Source organism: Asticcacaulis aquihabitans, from assembly GCF_032490435.1.
In the GTDB taxonomy this organism is placed as follows: domain Bacteria; phylum Pseudomonadota; class Alphaproteobacteria; order Caulobacterales; family Caulobacteraceae; genus Asticcacaulis.
Window position 1 is genome coordinate 290,768 of the sequence record NZ_JAVGWM010000001.1, and the last position, 18,047, is coordinate 308,814.

The 18,047-nt window shown below is 57.9% G+C and carries 15 protein-coding genes; 10 read left to right on the plus strand and 5 right to left on the minus strand.

Annotated elements, in window-relative coordinates:
• The first annotated feature begins 76 nt into the window (after positions 1-76).
• Entirely contained in the window at positions 77-637 is a 561-nt protein-coding gene (locus tag RCJ00_RS01395) for a cysteine hydrolase family protein (RefSeq protein ID WP_316219804.1), read from the plus strand.
• Between the two features lie 17 nt (positions 638-654).
• Positions 655-1,305, plus strand: a complete 651-nt coding sequence (aat, locus tag RCJ00_RS01400; RefSeq protein ID WP_316219805.1) for a leucyl/phenylalanyl-tRNA--protein transferase — start codon at positions 655-657, stop codon at positions 1,303-1,305.
• Here the strand turns inward: aat and RCJ00_RS01405 are convergent.
• Together RCJ00_RS01405 and RCJ00_RS01410 are read right to left on the minus strand one after the other, a co-directional pair.
• Positions 1,302-2,039 (minus strand): DUF2155 domain-containing protein, encoded by a 738-nt coding sequence (locus RCJ00_RS01405; RefSeq protein WP_316219806.1) that lies wholly within the window; start codon positions 2,037-2,039, stop codon positions 1,302-1,304. The two genes, aat and RCJ00_RS01405, sit on opposite strands and share 4 nt — an antisense overlap.
• Positions 2,040-2,049: 10 nt before the next feature.
• Positions 2,050-2,448, minus strand: a complete 399-nt coding sequence (locus RCJ00_RS01410; protein WP_316219807.1) for an NADH:ubiquinone oxidoreductase subunit NDUFA12 — start codon at positions 2,446-2,448, stop codon at positions 2,050-2,052.
• A 215-nt stretch (positions 2,449-2,663) separates the two neighbouring features.
• On the opposite strand from RCJ00_RS01410, the gene RCJ00_RS01415 reads away from it, so the two are divergent.
• Positions 2,664-5,459 (plus strand): TSCPD domain-containing protein, encoded by a 2,796-nt coding sequence (locus RCJ00_RS01415; protein WP_316219808.1) that lies wholly within the window; start codon positions 2,664-2,666, stop codon positions 5,457-5,459.
• Positions 5,460-5,509: 50 nt separating this feature from the next.
• Positions 5,510-6,004: a pentapeptide repeat-containing protein gene (locus RCJ00_RS01420; RefSeq protein ID WP_316219809.1), complete on the plus strand. Its 495-nt coding sequence runs from the start codon at positions 5,510-5,512 to the stop codon at positions 6,002-6,004.
• A gap of 117 nt (positions 6,005-6,121) precedes the next feature.
• Here RCJ00_RS01420 and aspS read toward each other — a convergent pair whose 3' ends face one another.
• The gene (gene aspS, locus RCJ00_RS01425; protein ID WP_316219810.1) at positions 6,122-7,903 is read right to left on the minus strand and encodes an aspartate--tRNA ligase; all 1,782 of its coding nucleotides are present in this window, start codon (positions 7,901-7,903) and stop codon (positions 6,122-6,124) included.
• Between the two features lie 176 nt (positions 7,904-8,079).
• On the opposite strand from aspS, the gene RCJ00_RS01430 reads away from it, so the two are divergent.
• From RCJ00_RS01430 to RCJ00_RS01440, 3 genes are all read left to right on the plus strand, one after another.
• Positions 8,080-8,751, plus strand: coding sequence for a P-loop NTPase family protein (locus RCJ00_RS01430; RefSeq protein ID WP_316219812.1), 672 nt, complete (start codon positions 8,080-8,082; stop codon positions 8,749-8,751).
• An 89-nt stretch (positions 8,752-8,840) separates the two neighbouring features.
• The gene (locus RCJ00_RS01435) at positions 8,841-11,081 is read left to right on the plus strand and encodes an RNA degradosome polyphosphate kinase (protein WP_316219813.1); all 2,241 of its coding nucleotides are present in this window, start codon (positions 8,841-8,843) and stop codon (positions 11,079-11,081) included.
• 93 nt (positions 11,082-11,174) lie between these two features.
• Entirely contained in the window at positions 11,175-12,659 is a 1,485-nt protein-coding gene (locus tag RCJ00_RS01440; RefSeq protein WP_316219814.1) for a Ppx/GppA phosphatase family protein, read from the plus strand.
• A 39-nt stretch (positions 12,660-12,698) separates the two neighbouring features.
• Here RCJ00_RS01440 and rnd read toward each other — a convergent pair whose 3' ends face one another.
• A complete protein-coding gene (gene rnd, locus RCJ00_RS01445) occupies positions 12,699-13,847 on the minus strand; it encodes a ribonuclease D (protein ID WP_316219815.1) in 1,149 nt (382 codons plus the stop codon).
• Between the two features lie 63 nt (positions 13,848-13,910).
• Here rnd and purM point away from each other — a divergent pair, with 63 nt between their 5' ends.
• Complete coding sequence (gene purM, locus RCJ00_RS01450) at positions 13,911-14,942, plus strand: phosphoribosylformylglycinamidine cyclo-ligase (protein ID WP_316219816.1); 1,032 nt, start codon at positions 13,911-13,913, stop codon at positions 14,940-14,942.
• A complete protein-coding gene (gene purN, locus RCJ00_RS01455) occupies positions 14,942-15,520 on the plus strand; it encodes a phosphoribosylglycinamide formyltransferase (protein WP_411267514.1) in 579 nt (192 codons plus the stop codon). The genes purM and purN overlap by 1 nt, the downstream gene beginning before the upstream one ends.
• A gap of 69 nt (positions 15,521-15,589) precedes the next feature.
• On the opposite strand, the gene ndk is transcribed toward purN, so the two are convergent.
• Positions 15,590-16,006, minus strand: coding sequence for a nucleoside-diphosphate kinase (gene ndk / locus RCJ00_RS01460; protein WP_023457710.1), 417 nt, complete (start codon positions 16,004-16,006; stop codon positions 15,590-15,592).
• Between the two features lie 96 nt (positions 16,007-16,102).
• On the opposite strand from ndk, the gene RCJ00_RS01465 reads away from it, so the two are divergent.
• On the plus strand, positions 16,103-18,004 hold the full coding sequence (locus RCJ00_RS01465; RefSeq protein ID WP_316219817.1) for an ABC-F family ATP-binding cassette domain-containing protein: 1,902 nt from the start codon (positions 16,103-16,105) through the stop codon (positions 18,002-18,004).
• The last annotated feature ends 43 nt before the right edge of the window (positions 18,005-18,047 follow it).

The window sequence follows — 18,047 nt, forward strand, 5'->3', positions numbered from 1 at the left end:
AAAAGCCTTGGTCCAGAGCGGCCAAGGCTTTTTTATTGTGCTCGCCGTTCATTTGTCCCCATCTCAGAAGGTGCCCATGACAACCGCATTGCTGATCATCGATATGCAGCAGGCCATACTGGACGGAAAGGGTACGCAGGACCGCCAGCCCGCCATTCAGGCGGCATTGGAAGCTACAGTAGGGCGATTAGCACGCGTATTAAGCTCTGCACGCAACGCCGATGCCAAGGTCATCGTTGTTCAGCATGACGGCGGCGCAGGCCACCGGTTGGAAACTGGCAGCAACGGATGGCTAGTCCGGCCCGAGTTCGTGCCCTTACAATCGGAACGACTGATTCACAAGAAATTCGGCGATGCATTTTTTGAAACAACATTGGACGCAGTCCTATCTCAGCTGTGTATCAAGCGGCTGGTCATAGGTGGATGTATGACCCAATTTTGCATCGATGCAACTGTTCGCAGCGCCGTGGGCCACGGCTATGACGTCACCTTGCTCAGAGACGGTCATACGACCGCCGATAACGATATTCTGACCTTCGACCAGATCATCGCTCATCACAATGCGACTTTGGATGGCTTCGATGCCGGCATGTGCGAAGTGAGGTTGGCAAAATGCGAAGACGTGACCTTCGACTAGTTTAAGAGTAGCAGGCCTTGGCCGAATTTACCCTCGATGATCTGATCAATTGTTACCGCACCGGCGTCTTTCCCATGTCGGACGCGCGAGACGACGAATATTTGTTTCTCGTCGATCCGCCACTGCGCGGTATCTTGCCGCTTGACGGGTTTCACGTGCCGTCACGCCTGGCTCGCACGGTCCGTAAGGACCTCTACCATGTTCGCATCGACACCGCTTTCACGCAGGTGATCGAATTGTGCGCAGAGGAAGCCCTCAACCGTACCTCGACCTGGATATCCCATTCCATTCAGGCCCTGTATCAGGCCCTGTTCGCGCGGGGGTTGGCCCATAGTGTTGAGGTATGGGAAGAGGATAGATTGGTGGGCGGTCTCTATGGCGTTGCCATAGGGGGCGCCTTCTTCGGTGAGAGCATGGTGTCGCGCGCTCGCGATGCCTCCAAGATCGCCCTGGTTCATTTGGTGGCGCGGTTGAAAGCCGGGGGGTACACCCTGCTTGATTGCCAGTTCCAGACCGAGCACTTGCGCCAATTCGGCGTGGTCGAACTACCAAAGGCGGAGTATCTCATACGACTGTCGGAAGCGATCGATTTAAAATCGGATTTTTATGACCTGCCGCGCACCGCATCGGGGGGCGATGTCATGTCTATCTTGACCTCGAAGCCTTAGCTGGCGGTTCCGCCTAAAGGCTTGCGGCAGCCAATAACCCAGGCATCATAGACCGGATGCTGAATGGGATTGAGGCTGGGCGTCGATGAAAACGTCCAGCCACGGAAAACTTCCTTAGACTTCGCTGCCGGCGCGTTGCTTGTCGCCGAGACCGGGTTGGTTCGTACGCGCAAATAGGCCATAACGTCACTGACCGCTTCGTCGTCGGCGGTCGTTTCACACGCCTTTACGGTATAGATCAGGCCCTTATAACGGATGGGCTTCCCCAAGGGTGCCTCGAAGCGAACGCTTTCAGCCGTTACCTTGTCGAGCGCTTCGATAATGGCCACGGCGTAACGTGGCCGCTTTTGCGGCACATAGACGTTTTGGCTTGATGACGAAGACGATGACGACGCTGCGACCTTAGGGGCGGCATCGCTGCTGGCGACCTGACCAGGCGCGCCCTGAGGAACGAAGGGGTGCAACTCGCCCGGCTTCGCCGCCGTCTCCGGCGTGGCGGGTGAAGCGGCGGCCTTTACAGTGTCGGCCGCGGGCTTGGCCTTCTTTTTCTCGGGCACATAGGGTTTGTACTGCACGCCGTCGACATAATAGGGCTGCGGATCGTAATCCGCGCTGTCGACATAGTGCGGCGCATCGCTGCGGTCGGAAGGCGGCACCTGCGCGGACGCCGGAATGACAACGCATGCCGCCACAGCCGCCAGTAAAGCCCAGCCGGATACGGAAATGCGTTTCATTCGATAACTCCTACGGCTTCCAGGCTTCGTAGTCACCGGTCGTCTTTTGACGTTCAGCTTCTGCGTTCAGCGAGCCGGCCGGGAATTTCGCGTACGGCGTGCCGCTCATGTTCGGCAGGTGCGGCTGCTCCCAGGCTTTGCGAGGCAGAGCTTCCTGCGACGGCGGCGTATCGTAGACATAGTGCATCCATCCGTGCCAGTCGGGCGGAATTTTCGACGCGTCAGCATACCCTTTATAGAGGACCCAACGGCGCTTGCGGCCCGTGTCATAGGCGTTCTTGGCCGTCCGGTCTTCAAAATAACGATTGCCGAACTCGTCGGTGCCGACCTGGCGCCCGCGCTTTGTGATCGTGAAGATCGTGCCGATTGTGCCGCTACCGGTCCACCAGGTGAAAATGTTTGCCAGCAAGGTCTTGGTCCTCAAATTACTGCGGCGACTATAGTCAGACGCGCAGCTCAGGTAAAGGCGAGCACGAAAATATTGTGGCCGGCAGCACATTAACACCTTGTCAACATATTGTGGATGAATGGCTAGGATGACACCAGATTTATTGATGCTTGATAAAATTAACGCTACATCTGGGTCACGTCCGCAAGAATTATGGATCAGCCCGAGGATTCAAGATGGCCTATCTGTCGCCCGCCCTACGCAAACTCGGCGTGGATCAAGACCTCGAACCGCGTGATATCGAACGTGTTGATGGCTTCGACACTGTTCTATGTCCGCGTGATCTGACATCAGTACAGGTTGAAGCCTGGCTGGACTGGGCTGATTCGCTGGCGCGTGATTTGCCGGCCGATGCTGCGGCCTATGCGTGCGATCCACAGGCAGAGGCGTTTGGTGGCGCCGTTTGCGCTTATGCGCATCGCCTAGCGCAATGGGGATTGCGCCTTGGGTATTTCGCCGATCTGGCGACGGCCAACGAATTTGCTGACGCGGTGGAATTCACCCTTTTGTCCGGCATTGCCGCGCCGGCCCTCGCCCGTGCTTCCGGACATCGCATCCACCCAACTGCCGGCGATCAACAACCGGCGCCCACCGACCGCTCTCCTTTATATCTCGACGATCATGCTGGCCGGGCGGCTATCAACCAGATACTCGTCGACGCGCGTGCCCGGACATTGGCAACGGCGACCCAGGCGCGCCTGGCCGAGGCGCTGGACGATATAACGCGCGCCATCGGTCGTTCGGAAGGCGACAATCGCGCCAGCATAAGGCATAACCCCGCCCTGGCGCGCGCCGCGGCCAAGGCCCGTCGCTTCGGTGCACCGGATACTTTGATCGCTCGCCAAATCCAGTTGAGTCAAGGCGCCACACCGGCTGATTGGTCTGTGGCACCCGCTCCGGAAAGCCGTGTGATGCGTGTACGGGCTGTGGTCGGCGAACGTGACCTCCTCAGCGCCGGCGATCCGTCAGGTGTTTTGGCGGCCGAAACGGCACTGGAAACGGGCTCGCTCCATGTCGTGTTCGATCCGCAGGATGCCGAAGCAATCGAGGCCCATAATCTGGCGGCCAAGGCAGCTATCAATATCGAGCGCTTCTTCGCTGACACAGGCACGTTTGCCACCGAAGCCTTTATTGATGCGGTGTCCTTATGGACCGTCGCACTCGATATTGAATCAGCAACCGGTTTTTCAGCCAATCTGGAAGACGGCCTACACAAGGCCGCCGGTCGGCCGCTGGCTCTGACCCTGGCGGGAGTCGGCGAAGCGGTGATGAGCAAGGGCCTGAGCCTGGGCGATGGCGCCGGAATAGAATTGGCCACGCATCTGTTCGCGCTCTTTCAGGCGGCAGCGGTCAGCGCGAGCGCTGACTTGGCCGTGACATTAGGCGCCTATGCCACTTTCCCGGCCGACAAGGCCGAGCAGACCGACCGCCTGAGCCAGTTGATCTATCAGGCCACGGCCCTTAAGGGGCACGCTGAGATAAAGGGGCGAACCCTCGACCTGATCCAATCAGGACTTAAACGGGCGAAGAAGACCGGCCTGCGTAATCGTCAAGTGACGGCTCTATATGATGACGCTGAACTGGCCTTGCGCCTTGGGGTCTCGCTCGGGGACGCGGGGACGGGCGGCCTTCTTACGGTCATGGAAACCGAAGACGGCGCCTTTGTTCCAACGGTTAAGCATTGTGTGATCAAGGGCTTGCAGGCGATATCTCATGCCTGGGGCGATGTCCGTCCGATCATCCTGGGGACAAGAAGCCTGGTCGATGCACCGGGCATCAATGTCGCCACCTTGAAATCCAAGGGTCTGAGTGAATTTGAAATCAACCGGCTTGAGGCGGCCATCATGACCGCCGCCAACCTGGCTGAGGTATTTTCAATTCGCCACATAGATCAAGCCTTTGTGCAGGACATATGGGGCCTTGGCGAAGCCGAACTTGCCGATCCGGCCCTGGACCTGCTCACTGTCATGGGCTTTTCTACCGAAGAGCGGCTTATGGCCGAAGCGCACATTTTCGGTCACAGGGATCCAGAAGCGCTGAAACTGGCCGGGGATGCTGTCTATCATCTTCTGGCGCCTCTCGGCCGCAAGGCCCAGATGGCTTTGCGTGTAGAGATCGAAGACCTTCTGGACGCTCCGGCCTTGTCACCCTTCCCGGTCGCCTGGGATCAGGGCGTATTGGAGGTTATGAAGATCTACTCTCTGGCCGCCAGCCAAGGGCTGCGCGCCGTGGCGGTCGTTCGCGAAGACGCGCCAGTGGATTTCAGGCTGGATATTCCCGATGTCGACGAGGCGCCCCGGCGCGCAGATCCGGCACCGCAGCCACAGAAGGAAGCGACCCCGCGCGTCGTGGAAAAGATTGTAGAGCGAGAGCGGTCGCGTACTCGCCTGCCCGATCGTCGTAAAGGCTATATCCAGAAAGCGGGCGTCGGCGGTCATAAGGTCTACATCCATACTGGCGAATATGAGGACGGCACACTTGGTGAAATCTTCATCGATATGCATAAGGAAGGCGCTGCCTTCCGCTCATTGATGAACAATTTCGCCATCTCCATCTCCATAGGCCTGCAATATGGCGTGCCGCTCGACGAATTTGTCGATGCGTTCGTCTTCACCCGGTTCGAACCCGCCGGGCCCGTTACGGGCAATGATCGCGTAAAGTCGGCGACGTCCATTCTCGACTATATATTCCGCGAGCTTGCCATCTCCTATCTCGATCGGGACGACCTCTCGAACGCCGATCCCGAAGAATTCAATGCCGATGGCCTGGGCCAAAGCTACTTCCACGGGGATGCCGTAACGGATATGGAAGACGCGCCCAGCAACGCCATGCCCGCTTCGCAGCTGATTTCAAAGGGCTTCGCCCGCGGCACCGCGACCGACAATCTGGTCGTGGTGCCGTTTGCTCGCCCCAAGAAAGCAGATGCCGCCGGGGCTTGGGCCGAGCCCGACGACCGGGACGAGCGTCAGTGATGGCCTCGTCCTTGCTGGCTATCGAGCACAATCAGCGAAGGTGTCTTCATATGAAACGTATTGTCCTGGCCCTGCTGGCCGCCTCTCTCCTAGCCGCTCCCGCAATGGCGCAGAATGCTGCGCAGGTTGATCGGGCGCAAAACGGCGCCAGCTGCCCGAAGTGCAACCTGTTTCAGGCCGATTTCAACAATCGCACTTTGAAAAATAAGAATTTCGCCGGTGCGCGTTTGCGCCAGGCGGATATGGGGCTGGGTATTTTCAACGGCACCAGCTTTGCCGGCGCCGACCTGCGGGATATCAATGGCTCAGCCGCCCTCTTCGGCCGCGTTAATTTCGCCGGCGCCAATTTGACCAATGCCAATTTCGTCGGCGCCTATCTCGAACACGCAAATTTTTCCGGTGCGATCCTGTCGGGTGTGAACTTTTCCGGCGCGGAACTCGGCAGTGCCACCGGCCTAACCCAACGCCAGATGGACCAGACGTGCGGTGACCGATCGACTGTGCTGCCGCGCGGCCTGCGCATCCCGGTGTGCGTCGTTCACTGATTTCTTCGACACTTAGAACGTATCCCGATCTGACTGAATCAGATGGTCGCTATAGAATAAAAGAAAGCCCCTCCGGAACCGGCGGGGCTTTCTCTGAATCTACATTCGCGATGGGCGTCAGTTGACCTTAATTGGCATTTGCGTGCGGATGTGCAGTTCCTTCAACTGTTTATCCAGAACATCCGATGGGGCCGCCATCATTACGTCCTGTCCTTGTTGATTCAGCGGGAAGGCAATGACCTCACGAATGGCTGTTTGACCGGCCAACAGCATGACAATACGGTCGATACCCGGTGCGAGACCGCCGTGCGGCGGGGCGCCGTACTTGAACGCATTGAGCATACCGCCGAATTGCGATTCCACGAACGCCTCGTCATAGCCGGCGATTTCAAACGCCTTAAGCATGATGTCCTGTTTGTGGTTACGGATCGCGCCGGAACACAGTTCGTATCCGTTGCAGACGATGTCGTATTGATAGGCCAAGATATCGAGCGGGTCCTTGGTCTGCAGCGCCTCCATCTCGCCCTGCGGCATGGAGAACGGGTTGTGCGAGAAATCGACCTTCTTTTCGTCTTCGTTATACTCGAACATCGGGAAATCGACGATCCAGCAGAACTTGAATTGGTCTTCGTCCACCAGGTTCAGATCGGTACCGACCTTGGTGCGCGCCAGTCCGGCGAACTTATAGAAGACCTTCGGATCGCCCGCCACGAAGAAGGCCGCGTCGCCCTGGTCCAGGCCCAGCTTGCCCATGACGGCGGCGGTGCCCTCCTGCCCGAGGTTCTTGGCAATCGGTCCGCCCCACCCGCCTTGGTCCTCGCTCCAGAAGATATAGCCCAGGCCGGGTTGGCCCTCGCCCTGCGCCCAGGAATTCATGCGGTCGCAGAAGGCACGCGAGCCACCCTTAGGCGCCGGGATACCCCAGACCGCGTTCGACGGCGTTTCCAGAATACGGGCGAACAGGCCAAAGCCGCCGCCACGGAATTCATCCGACACGTCCTGCATTTCGATCGGGTTGCGCAGGTCTGGCTTGTCCGAACCATATTTGGCGATCGATTCCTTGTAAGGAATGCGCACGAACGGATAGGACGACACACGCTTGCCTTCGCCGAATTCGGTGAAGAGACCGTGCATTAGAGGCTCGATGGCCGCGAACACGTCTTCCTGCGTAACGAAGCTCATCTCGACGTCGAGTTGGTAGAATTCCAGGCTGCGGTCAGCGCGCAGATCTTCGTCGCGGAAACAGGGTGCGATTTGGAAGTAACGGTCGAAACCGGACACCATCAGCAACTGCTTGAACTGCTGTGGCGCTTGCGGCAGGGCGTAGAACTTGCCCGCGTGCAGACGCGACGGCACCAGGAAGTCACGCGCGCCTTCCGGCGAGGACGCCGTCAGGATCGGTGTTTGGTATTCCAGGAAGCCCTGATCGACCATGCGCTGACGGATGGAATGGATCACCTTCGACCGCAGGACGATGTTCTTGTGCAGCGTATCGCGGCGCAGGTCCAGGAAGCGGTTCTTCAGGCGGATTTCTTCTGGGTATTCCGGCTCGCCGAAAACCGGCAGCGGCAATTCGGCGGCTTCCGACAAAACCTCGACGTCACTGACGTAGACTTCGACTTCGCCCGTCGGCAGGTTGGCGTTGATCGTCGTACCATCGCGCGAAACCACCTTGCCATCGACACGGATAACGCTTTCGGCGCGCAGACGCTCGACCTTGGCAAAGCCAGGCGATGACGGATCGAAAACCAGCTGCGTCAAACCGTAGTGATCGCGCAGGTCGATGAAGAGCAGGCCGCCGTGGTCGCGCTTACGGTGAATCCAGCCCGAAAGGCGGGTTTGCGAACCAGCGTCGGAAGCGCGCAAGGCGCCACAGGTATGGGAGCGATAAATGTGCATTTGGTAGCCAAAAGGATATGGAATTTCGTTGCGCCCCAAGGCACATGATGCGGATTAGTTGTCAAGCCTTTTGCCGTTTGGCGGATTGGGCGCGCCCTTGAATTTACTCACAATCTGACCCTCTTATCCACCACACGGTCATTGTCATCGCCGGCCGGGGCTTCTACATTGTATCCATGTCCACACAATTGCCGCTAGACCTCGAAGCTGCTGACCGCTTCAGCCGCGACAACTTCATCGCCACCACGGAACTGGCGGCGCTGATGGGCGTGCTGCTGCATCGTGATCAATGGTTGAGCCCGCATCTCATTTTGCTCGGACCCGAAGGCAGCGGCAAAACGCATCTTGGTCATATCTTTGCGGAGACCTCCCAGGGCCGGTTTTTGACGGCTGACGATACCTATGCGCTCGATCACGGCACCCTTGAAAACGTCACCTACGTCGTGGACGATGCGGAAAATGCATCTGAAGAAGCGCTTTTTCACCTGTGTAATCACGTCCAAAAAACGGCAAAACAGCTTGTTCTCCTTACGGAAAATCAGCCCATTGCCTGGGATGTCCACCTCCCGGATTTGGCGTCGCGACTGAACGCCATGCGCATCATGACCTTGCCCGAACCGGACGAAGATTTGCTCATTGCCATCCTCAACAAGCTGTTCGCACAACGCGCCATTTCCCCGTCACCGGATTTCATCGACTATATTGCGCGGCGTATGGACCGGTCGGTTTCGGCGGCACAAAAAATTGTCACAGAACTTGAGCATTATGCCAACGGACGTCCGTTCAACCGGGCATTGGCAAAATCCTTTTTTGAGCAAAATTCCGATTTGTTCGACGCCGACGTGTAGGGGCGTTCAAAAAGGGAGTAACCTTAATATGGTTCTTAAGAAATCGGCGCTAGATTCGCGCCAAATAGATTGATTTGATTGGCGAAGTGATGATTGATTCGAATATTGGGCTGCAGACCGTATCCACCCCGTCATCGACGGAAGACGGCCGTGCGCCCGCAACCGGTCCGGCAAAATTCGATTTCAGTCCCGATGCCCCCCTCGATCCGTCGCTCTATATCAATCGTGAACTGAGCTGGTTGGCTTTTAATCAGCGCGTTATCGAAGAATCAAAAAATCCGCGCCATCCGTTATTGGAACGTCTTCGCTTTCTCTCCATCTCGGCCAATAACCTCGACGAATTTTACATGGTGCGCGTAGCGGGTCTGCAAGGCCAGGTGCGCGAAGGCGTCCGCGTCTTGTCCGGTGACGGGCATACGCCGGCGGAACAGCTCGAAATGGTCAATACCGCCGCCAGCCAGCTGATGAGCAAGCAGCAGGCGATATGGTCGCATATCCGCAACCAGTTGCACGATCACGGGCTCATCCTGCTGGCACCCAAGGATGTCAACAAGACCGACATGGCTTGGTTGGAGAAGCTGTACGATAATCAGCTGTTTCCCGTCCTGACGCCACTGGCCATCGATCCGGCGCACCCTTTCCCGTTTATCCCCAACCTAGGCTTCTCCATCGTCCTCAAACTGCTGCGGCGCAAGGACAACAAGACAATGTACGCGCTGGTACCGATCCCCACCGGCGTCAAGCGGTTCTGGGAGATTGAATCCACCGCCCGCAAGCCTGGCGATACGCGGCGTAAGTTCATCAGCCTGGAAAACTTCGTTTCTCTCTTCCTGCACCAGCTGTTCCCAGGGTTCGATATCGTCTCGCGCGGCCTGTTTCGCATTCTGCGTGATTCAGATATCGAAATGGAGGAAGAAGCCGAAGACTTGGTGCGCGAATTCGAAGCGCTCATCAAGCAACGTCGCCTGGGCTCCGTGGTCCGTGTCGAAATTGATTCGACCATGCCGGATGACCTGCGCGCCTTCATTATCGGCCATCTGCATGCCAAACCCGAAGACGTCGTAAATATTACCGGCATTCTGGGTATGGCTGAGGTGTCGCAATTGATTCCACGCGACCGCAATGACCTGAAGTTTAAGCCATTTGAGCCGCGTTTCCCCGAACGCATCCGCGACAATGGCGGCGATGTTTTTGGCGCTATCCGGGAAAAGGATATTCTTGTCCACCACCCGTTCGAAAGCTTTGACGCCGTCGTTCAGTTCCTGCGCCAGGCAGCGCGCGATCCGGACGTTATCGCGATCAAGCAGACCCTGTACCGCACGTCCAAGGATTCCCCCATCGTCGCCGCTTTGATTGAGGCCGCCGAGCAGGGCAAGAATGTCACCGCCCTGGTCGAGATCAAGGCGCGCTTTGACGAAGAGGCAAACCTGCGCTGGGCGCGGGCCATGGAGCGCGCCGGTGTCCACGTCGTCTATGGGTTCGTGGAATACAAGACCCACGCCAAGCTGTCGGTCGTTGTTCGGCGCGAAGGGGAGTCGTTGCGGACCTACTGTCACTTTGGTACCGGCAACTACCATCCGATCACCGCAAAGATCTACACCGACCTCTCGCTCTTTACGGCCAATCCGGAGTTGGGTCGTGACGCCATGCGCGTGTTTAATTTCATCACCGGCTATGCACGCCCTGAGATGATGGAAAAGCTTTACTTCTCACCCGTTACCTTGAAGCCCGGCCTTATTCACCTGATTGACCAAGAAATTATAAACGCAAAGGCGGGTAAGCCGGCGCAGATATGGGCCAAGTTGAACGCACTGGTCGATCCGGCGATTATCAAAAAGCTCTATCAGGCCAGCCAAGCCGGCGTCCAAATTGACCTGATTATCCGCGGCATCTGCTGTCTGCGGCCTGGTGTTCCCGGAGTGTCGGAGACCATTCGGGTCAAGTCTATCGTTGGACGCTTCCTGGAACATTCCCGCGTCGTTTGTTTCGCCAATGGCCACGCCTTGCCGTCCGATCAGGCGCGCGTATTTATTTCGTCCGCCGACTGGATGAGCCGCAATCTCGATCGCCGCGTCGAAGTCATGATTCCGGTCGAAAACCCCACGGTTCATCGCCAGGTTTTGGACCAGATCATGGTGGCCAACCTGAACGACGAAGCCCAGACTTGGTCGCTGCAATCGAACGGCACCTACAATCGCCTGGATGTCAGCCACCTCGATAAACCGTTCTCGGCCCATGACTATTTCATGACCTATCCCTCCCTTTCGGGGCGCGGTCGCGGCGTCAAGGACCTGCCTCAGGCATTCGACCATGTCGGCGCCCGTAAGTAGGCGTGGCGCAAGTCGTTGTGATCAATACAATATAGGACTGGTCAAAGGCGGCCAAACGCGTTAGCGGATGGCTGTCTTTTGCATCGGGAACGGATGAGTTTGAATTATAATACCGCTGTCATCGATATCGGCTCGAATTCCGTTCGTCTGGTCATTTACCGCGTCGAAGGTCGGTCCATATGGCCCGTTTTCAACGAAAAGGTCCTGGCGGGACTGGGGCGAGACCTAAAAAACACCAATGCCTTGCACAAGGGTGGGATGCGGGAAAGTCTTATCGCGCTACGCCGGTTCAAGGCCATCCTGGAATCCTACGATCTTAACGGCGTTCACGTCGTAGCCACCGCCGCCATTCGCGAAGCGAACGATGGTCCGGAATTTGTCGCTGAAGTGCAGCGCCAGACCGGTTTCCAGATTCGCGTGCTAACCGGTGCCGAAGAAGCCTACTATTCCGCCCAGGGCGTGCGTTGCGGGCACGCCGATGCGCGTGGCGTCGTCGGTGATCTGGGCGGCTCGAGCCTTGAGCTCATCCACCTTGAGGGAGAGGCCTTGGGCCAGGGCATTACCCTTCCGCTTGGACCGTTCGCGCTGGGAGCGCCCAAACCTATAGAGGCGGACAAGACTTACGACCTTATCAAAAGCCATTTGGCACCGCTTGAAGGCCGCTTCCACAATGCGCAATTTCATGCCGTTGGTGGCGCCTGGCGCAATTTGGCGCTGATATGGATGCAGAAGCAAAATTATCCGCTGCACGTCATTCAGCAATTTGAACTGCCCGCGCGCGAGGCCCTGTCTATATCGCGTTTGATCGCCAGCCAGTCTCCGTCCTCACTGGAAAAAATTCCCGGTGTGTCGAAGCGTCGGTTGGAGAATATTTCGTATGCCGCCTTGGTGTTGCAAGGGCTTATCGAGATCCTCAAATTTGATACCTTGTGCTTCTCGGCCTATGGCCTGCGGGAAGGCCTGTTGTTCGATGAATTCGACGCTTCATTGCAGCAGGAAGATCCGCTGATCGCCGGCTGCGCGGCGCTCGGACATCGCCTGGGAATAAATGACGATCTCGGTCCAAACCTGGCAAACTGGGCCAATGAGTTTTACGACAGCGTCAATACGTTTGTGATCGAGCGGCCATCGCAAAAACTGATCCGCGCCGCTGCGCAATTGTCGGATATCGGTGCGCGCCTCCACCCGGATCATCGAGCAGACCTTGCCTGCGACCAGGTCCTGCGCGCGCCCATCGCGGGTCAGAACCATCAGGAACGTGTGTTCCTAGCCTGTGCGACCTATACGCGGTATAGCGGCGATCCGTATACGAAAGAACCCATACTGGTCAGCCGCATCCTGGGCGAAGATATGTTGCAGCAGGCCACACAGCTGGGATTGTTGCTGCGCTTGGGGTGCGATCTGTCGGCAAAGTCTGCGAAACTGCTTAGTCACGCGCATCTTCGCCAACAGGACCTGCACCTGATCCTGAGTGCGAAGTCGGGCTGGGAAGATTTGTTGCTCGGCGAGCAGACGCGGCGCCGAGCCCGCGCCTTGGCTCAGGCGCTGAAACTCAATCTGAATATTATTACCTATTAAAGCGCTTTCTGAACCGTGGGATCCCGTCGGAATACGCTTTTAATCCAGTTCAACAACCTCGACCTTGGTACCGTTTAACACCAGGGCCAGTTCGCCGCGCTTGAGGCGCAGGGCGTCGTCGCCGAACACAGATTTGCGCCAGCCTTCCAGAGCCGGCACCTTCGCCTTGTCATCCAGGGCGATCTTTTCCAGGTCGGCGACCGTAGCTATGAGTTTGGGCGCGACGCCCTCCTCTTCGCAGCGGATGCGCAGAAGCACCTTCAACAGTTCGACGACCGATGCCGGCACCTGGACGGGCGGCGCTGACTTTTCGACCTTGGGCGCGAAGGCTTCCGGGTTTTTCAATACATTGCGGATGATTTCCGCCAAATCGAGACCGAATTTCGACGCGCCGAATCCTTTGGACGTTGATCGCAGATGATCGAAAGCCCCGGGATCGGTCGGCATTTGAGTAGCGATCTCGTCTATGCCCTCGTCTTTAAGTATCCGGCCCCGCGGCATGTCGCGCTCCTGCGCCATCCGTTCGCGCCAAGCCGCGACCTGCGCGAAAACTGCCATGTATTTGATGGCGTTCTTGCGTGGCTTGAGCCGTCGCCACGCCTCTTCCGGGCTGGTGGAATAAAGGGACTCGGCGGTCAGGGCCTTCATTTCTTCCGACACCCATTCCAGCCGGCCTTCGCGCGCCAAGCGATCGCGCAGTTTGGGATAGACCTTAGCCAGGTGGGTGACATCGCCAAGGGCATAGCTCAATTGCTGGTCGCTCAGGGGGCGACGGGCCCAATCGGTGAAGCGTGATCCTTTGTCGATATCGATCTTCAATTTCTGGCGCACCAGCGAATCATAGGCGACCTGATCCCCGTAGCCAGCGGCCATGGCGGCAACCTGTGTGTCGAAGATCGGCTTGGGCATGACACCGAGATTGACAAAAATTTCCATGTCCTGGCGACAGGCATGAAAGACTTTCAAAACTTTTTCGTCCGCCAATACCTCGAGAAAGGGCTTTAAATCCAAATCCTTGGCCAACGGATCAATGATCGCGGCCTGATCCTCGCTGGCGGCCTGGATCAGGCACAACTTCGGCCAGTAGGTGGTCTCACGCATGAATTCGGTGTCAACCGTAATAAATGGCGCGGATTTTATCGCATCACAAAAGGCGATCAGGTCTTTGGTATTTGTAATTGGTGTCATTTTGTAGTTATAGCAAACCGAAACGGGCCGGAAATAGCCCTAAGTGATTACAGGAATTATTTTATGTCCGAACCTGGCGCAAAAACTGGCCTAACATACGCACAGTCCGGAGTCGATATCGACGCTGGCGAAGCCCTGGTCGATGCGATCAAGCCATTGGCCAAGGCGACGCGCCGTCCGGGAGCGGAAGCCAGTCTCGGCGGCTTTGGCGCCCTCTTTGACCTGCGCGCCGCCGGTTATGACGATCCGCTTATCGTGACCACGACCGATGGCGTCGGCACCAAGCTCAAAATCGCCATCGAAACGCACCGGCACGATACGGTCGGGATCGATCTGGTCGCCATGTGTGTCAACGACCTTCTGGCCCAGGGTGCGGAACCCCTGATGTTCCTCGACTACTACGCCACGTCCAAGCTGGATGTGGATACAGCCAAGCGCGTTGTCGCGGGTATTGCCGAAGGGTGCAAGCGCGCGGGATGCGCGCTTGTTGGCGGTGAAACGGCTGAAATGCCGGGCATGTACGGCAGCGATGATTACGACCTGGCGGGTTTCAGCGTTGGCGCCGTCGACCGTAATAAGGTGCTGCCGCGCCTGGACGATCAGCGCGAAGGCGACGTCATCATCGGTCTGGCGTCTTCGGGACCGCATTCCAACGGCTACTCGCTGATCCGTAAGGTGATCGAGGTGGCTGGCCTGTCCTGGTCGTCCGATGCGCCGTTTGCCAAGGGCCTGTCCCTGGCGCAGGCCCTGCTTGAGCCCACGCGGATATATATCAAGTCCGTGTTGCCCCTGATGAAGGCGGGCCTGATAAAGGGCGGCGCCCATATCACCGGCGGCGGCCTGATTGAAAATCCCGATCGGGCGGTGCGCGACGGGCTGACGGCACAGTTCGATTTTGACGGCTGGGAATTCCCCCCCGTGTTCCAATGGTTGATGGACACCGGCAATATCGCCAAGCACGAAATGCTGCGTACCTTCAATTGTGGTGTCGGCTTCGTCCTTTATGTGTCACCTAAGGACGCAGACGCCGTCCTGGCGGCCCTGCTCAATGCCGGCGAAGATGCCTTTATCTGCGGTCAACTGGCGGCAAAATAATGCAAAAGACCAAAGCCGCCATATTCATTTCCGGCCGCGGCTCGAACATGATGGCGTTGGTAGAGGCGGCCAAGGCGCCCGACTTTCCGGCAGAATTCGTTCTGGTCGTCTCCAACGATCCTACCGCCGCCGGCCTGGAATGGGCGGCCGCCCATGGCATTAGGACGTTTGCCTTGGATCATAAGATGTTCGGCAAGGATCGTGAGGCGCACGAGCGTCTGATCGATGCCGAACTGCGTGGCGCAGGCGTCGAATTTATTTGTCTGGCGGGCTACATGCGCGTGCTAACGCCTTGGCTGGTGACGCAGTGGCAAGGCAAGATGATCAACATCCACCCTGCCCTCCTACCGGATTTCAAAGGCTTGCATACGCATGAGCGCGCCCTTGAAGCGGGTGTGACAGAACACGGCGCCACTGTGCATTGGGTGTCGCCCGGCGTTGATGAAGGCGATATTATCGCCCAGGCTCGTGTGCCCGTTTTGGCCGGAGATACAGCCGACATGCTGGCGGCTCGGGTGTTGGCCGAGGAGCACCGCCTGTATGCTCAGGCGGTCCGGACGGTTCTGACGAAAACCTAGACGCTGATCCATAAAAAAAACGCCGGGGTGAAAGCCCCGGCGTTTTCGATGTCTGTACCGTAGCGGCAATTAGCCGACGATTTGATCTTCCGTGAAGAACTGGGCGATTTCAATCGCGGCGTTCTCATCCGAGTCCGAACCGTGGACCGAGTTTTCACCGATCGACAGAGCGAACAGCTTGCGGATGGTGCCTTCCGCGGCTTGTTCCGGGTTGGTGGCGCCCATCACTTCGCGATACTTCGGCACGGCATTGTCGGCTTCCAGAACCTGCACGACGACCGGCTCGGCAGTCATCTGGCCAACCAGTTCACCGAAGAACGGACGCTCTTTGTGGACGCCGTAGAAGGTTTCGGCTTGCGCCTGGGTCAGCTTTACACGGCGCTGAGCGACGATGCGCAGGCCAGCCGCTTCGATAACGGCGTTGATCGCGCCGGTCAGGTTGCGGCGGGTCGCGTCCGGCTTAATGATCGAGAAAGTACGGGACATAGGAAATCCATTTTATGTTGGTATTTGGGTTGGGCTGGCTTATAGCGACACCCAAGGCGTAAGCCAACCCGTAAATTTCTAAAGTTTTTAAGTCATATGCTGCAGATTACCAACCTGGTCTACGACGCCTACGGGCGTCGCTTTTTCGACGGCGCGACGCTGACCCTGACGCCCGGCACCAAGGCGGGACTGGTGGGCCTCAATGGCGTCGGCAAGTCGACCCTGTTTAAGTTGATCCTGGGCCAGGCCCAGCCGGGCGGTGGCGAAATTACCACGCCGAAGGCTTGGCGCATCGCATCGGTCGATCAGGAAATCGCCGCCTCGCCTAAGCATCTGATTGATGAAGTTCTAGACCTCGACGTCCGTCGCCGCGACCTGCTGCGGGCCCTGGAAACCGCCGACCCGATGCATCAGGCGGAAATCCATCATGACCTCTATGCTATCGGCGCGGATCGTGCCCCTGCCAAGGCGGCGGAAATCCTGAGCGGGCTTGGATTTTCCAATGCTGACCTGACGCGACCGATATCGGATTTCTCCGGCGGCTGGCGCATGCGTGCCGCCCTGGCGGGTGCCCTGCTGGCCGAGCCTGATCTTTTGCTGCTTGACGAACCGACCAACTATCTCGACCTCGAAGGCGCACTATGGCTGGAGGCGCGTCTGAAGCGTTACCCCAATGCGGCCTTGATGATCTCTCACGATCGCGACCTGCTAAACGAATCGGTCGACGCCATTGTCCACGTCGTCGGTCAGCGCCTGGATTACTATTCCGGCGGCTATGATAATTTTGAGCGTATGCGGGCTGAAAAAGCTCGCCTGAACGCGGCGAACCAGGTGAAGCAGGAAGCCGAACGCGCCCACCTTCAGGCTTTCGTAGACCGCTTCCGCGCCAAGGCGTCCAAGGCGGCACAGGCGCAGTCGCGTATGAAGAAGCTGGAAAAACTGCCGCCTATCGCCGCGACTATAGAAGACCGCGTCGCGCCCTTTATCCTGCCCTCACCGGAAAAGCAGCTATCTCCGCCCATCCTGCGCCTTGAAGATGCCAGTACAGGCTATGGCGATAGCATTATCCTGCGACACATGAACATCCGTCTCGATCCCGATGATCGGATTGGCGTTTTGGGCGTCAATGGTGCCGGTAAATCTACCTTCGCCAAGCTGCTGGCTGGCGCGCTTAAGGAAACGCATGGCACGCAATGGCGTGACCGCCGCATGACCGTAGCCTGGTTCCACCAGCACCAGATCGAAGCCATGGACCCGGAAGACACGCCACTGGAAATGATCCGTCGGGCGCGGCCGGATGAAACGGAAGCCAGGCGTCGGTCGCGCCTCGGATCCTTCGGCATGACCGCGATTAAGGTCGAAACCAAGGTAAAGGATCTGTCGGGCGGAGAACGCGCGCGGCTGCTGCTCAATATGGTGGCGATGGAAGCGCCGCACCTGCTGATCCTCGACGAACCGACGAACCACTTGGATATCGATAGCCGCCGCGCCCTTCTGGATGCGCTCAATGATTACGAAGGCGCCGTTCTGATTATTACGCACGATCGCTCGCTTATCGAACTGGTCGCGGACAAGCTATGGCTGGTCAATGACGGGACGGTGAAGACCTATACCGGCAGCATGGACGACTACGCCAAGCTGGTTATCGAGCGCGCCAAGACAGCGACACGAGAGGAAGCGGTCGCAGCCGGCAAGGACAAGCCCGCCAATGTAAATTCCAAGGACGCCCGTAAAGCTGCGGCCGCAGCGCGTAACGCCATCGCCCCGCTGAAGAAAAAGGCCGATGACCTGGAACGCCAGATCGAGGCAACATCCAATCAGATAAAGTTGCTCGACCTGAAATTGGGAGATCCCGACCTGTACGCCAGAGATCCGGCCAAGGCGATCAGCCTGGGTAAGGATAAGGCCAAGCTCGAAGAGAAAATGGTCATGCTCGAAGCCGAATGGATGGAAGCGGCGGAAACCTACGAAAACGCCCGCGCGGACGCCGGGGTTTAAAACAAAACAATAGAAAGGCGCCGGTCGCATTGGACCGGCGCCT